Genomic DNA, 2,896 nt, shown 5'->3' with positions numbered 1-2,896 from the left:
TGACTCGAAGGATCACGCGGTGGCCGCTGCTTCGTCTGCCGTACACGCCGGTGACGATCTCGGCTACCGCGCTACACCACTATCGGGGACTCAACTCGCGTTGAACGATTCGATGAGATTGCGGGCGCCGTAGCGTTTCAGCCACTTCTCGGTGCCGTACAGCTCGGGCTGGCGGTGCCTGGCGCGTTTGTCATCAGCCTTGACGGTGAGGGTGGCCGCGCAGGCGCACGGCTGTCCGGGCGTGCAGTTGGTCAACGGTTTCCTGGGATCCCAACGCATTGACTCGGGGTGGTTGGGACAGCGCACCTTCTTGCCATGCACGGGCCCGCGATAGCGCTGAGCCCCGTTGCGGGTGGGCGGTCCGTTGGTGGAGAACGCGTATGCCCAACGTTCGTTGTAGTTGCGAGCCTGTTCCGCCTTCTCTTCGCTCGTCGCGTTCAGACCGGGCCGGCGCAGTTCGCGTAGTCGTTTGGGCATGTTGGCCACGAAGGGGTGACCGTCGAGGAAGATGATGCCGGGGCGGTCAGCCGGCTCGAGCCGCTTCTCGCTGGCGCCGAGGTCATGGTGTTGCGAGATGCCGCGCTCGATGAGGTGTTGCGCCCAGTTCTCGTGCGCGGCCATCGAGTAGCCCCGGTCAACGCACACTGAGGTGAGCACGTCGCCCCTGGTCTTCAGATAGGTGCTGACCCGGTCGATGAGGGCCAGCCCTGCGGCCGCTTTATTCGAGCCCGCAGATGTCAGTTCCATCCCCAGGGCCAGCGCGGGTAAGGCGTGTCCGCTATCGCCCGAGGTAGCACACGCAATGTGATTGTCGTAGCCGTTGAAGATGTCTTTGTGGTTCATTTGCTTGCCGGAACGGTAACCATCGGTAGCGTCCGGGTCGAGACTATGCTGCAACCGGCCGTCGGCACGTCGTTGGGGGAACGTCACGATGCGACCCCCACGGGTGCGCCGAACACTAGTGCGGCTCACCCTGCCGTCAGTCACAGCGACCGGTGTGTCCACGGTCTTCTCAGGGCTCTCGTCGTCCGCTGATGCATCGACAGCGTTGAGACTCGCGCGAGAACGGCGTGCCGCATCCGATTCGTAGTCGGTCGAATCGATGGCGCATTCACCGTAGAACGGCAATTCGGAGGGCAGCGTCGCCTGAATGATGCTGTTACCGATGTCCCCAGCCGTGAGCCGGAGGCGGGGCGCGTAGACCTCGCCCGTTTCAGTGTTGACCCGTTCTTCCATGGCTTGGACGAGGACTTCGAGCCCGGATTCGATCTGTCCGTAGTTCAGGTCGGCACCCTCCAGGCCGAGCCGGCGGCGCTGGTCAGACGTGAGCCCATCGATCACCTGCTGGGCCTTCGTCATATGCACCGCACCCCCCGAATGCATTACCGACAGAAGCATTACGGTGAACCATGCCTCCCAGGAGAGAACTCGACGCGGCCCTGGCCGGTGTGAGTCCAGGTCCTCCATCAGGGTTGGGATGATGTCGATGCGTCGAGCGACGTGACGGGCACGCTGAAAGAGCTCCGGTGCTGTGTGCACAGCAAACCGCGAGCCTCTCTTGGCTGCCTGATGTTCCGTCGCGATCATCTCGTTCACGCCCACCTTGCGGTCAGGCGTTTCCCCCGTCCATGGGCAGACCGGGCATGGGGCCCGTGGCTGACCGGGTACCTGACGCTGGAAGCATCCAGTCGTCGTGTGTGTCCCGATGAGAGATGAAACCGGCAAATTTCTCCAGAACCCTGCCACTCTTGGTGCCGGCCATCCGTTGGAACTCTGCGAGATTCGCTCCGTCGGACAGGCAGGCAACAGCCCACGTCGTGCGGAGGCGTGAGAGATTCAACAGCGGCAGGCTCGCCGGCACATCGAGCGCTTCGCGCATGCGGCCGAGGGGATCCGTTAGTGACTTTCCTGTCCCTGCGCCCCCGATAAGCCGGCCAGTGGGTTGTTCGTCGCACAGGTGCAGGACCATGTCGGCGACCTCGTGGCGCAGCGGCACTAGGCGATCCGGTAGGACTACCACCAGCAGACCCTCGTGCACCGGGTGGTGGACGACGTGGCTTGTGCGCAGTTCGTACATTTCCGCTCGGCGCAGCCCAGCTCCGAGCCCTAGCGACAGGATTGTCGCCATGACATGGCGACGGTGTGATGTGGATTGTGCGAGGCATGCATCCCAGTACGCTGCGATCGTTGCCCCGGAATACGGAGCGGCTGCATTGCGGCCGCCGTAATCCGCTGGAGGACGTGGCCACGCGGCTCTTGTGGTTGCGGCAATTCCAACGCTGCGCAACTCGCTTCTCAGCGTCGAGAGGGATCGGAGTGATCGGCGCGGGTAAAGAGCGACGTACTGCTCGACCCGCTCTGGGGTGAGCATGGCCTCGGCATTTAGCGGCACGTCGTCGCGCATGCAGCTGGAGACGAACGCGGTCGTGAGAATGATCCGGCGGAGCGTGGTTGAGGGTGAGGCGGGTAGCGAGAGGCCGACCCATTCACGGACCTTGTGACGGCACTCGTACCACTCCTGCGACGTGCAGTCGTGCTGAGGGCCGGGTTTGTACAGGGCAACGACCTGCTCTCCGGTGTAACACTGCACTCCGGCGATCTGGACGGGCGCGGGCTGCCCGGGGCGGTAGACCAGGTCGGCGTCGACACTGGCGCGTAGGCGCGCAACGTCCTCACGAAACCTCTCAAGACGCATTGCATCGGTGGTCAAGATGGGGATGGTGGGACCGGTGGTTTTTGGGTGTACTGAAGACATCAGCCGCTCCTTACGGTCGATCAGGTGAAGGCTTCGTCTGCTTGTCGCGCGTCAAGATATCTGGCAGGACCGTTGAGTCAGTCCTGAAGGAGAATCTGAGCTATGGGTAGACCACCTGCGATCCCGGCCGAGCAGAAGGCG

General features: G+C 63.4%; 2 protein-coding genes. Both read right to left on the bottom strand.

Going from position 1 to position 2,896, the window contains the following annotated elements; all coding sequences use genetic code 11:
- Nucleotides 1-90: 90 nt before the first annotated feature.
- Entirely contained in the window at nt 91-1,596 is a 1,506-nt protein-coding gene (locus tag D1832_RS14975; RefSeq protein ID WP_118915179.1) for a hypothetical protein, read from the bottom strand.
- Between the two features lie 13 nt (nt 1,597-1,609).
- Complete coding sequence (locus D1832_RS14970) at nt 1,610-2,755, bottom strand: hypothetical protein (protein ID WP_182434827.1); 1,146 nt, start codon at nt 2,753-2,755, stop codon at nt 1,610-1,612.
- Nucleotides 2,756-2,896 lie beyond the last annotated feature (141 nt).

The organism is Dermacoccus abyssi (assembly GCF_003515945.1).
Classification (GTDB): domain Bacteria; phylum Actinomycetota; class Actinomycetes; order Actinomycetales; family Dermatophilaceae; genus Dermacoccus; species Dermacoccus abyssi.
This window is presented reverse-complemented; position numbering and strand designations above follow the sequence as displayed.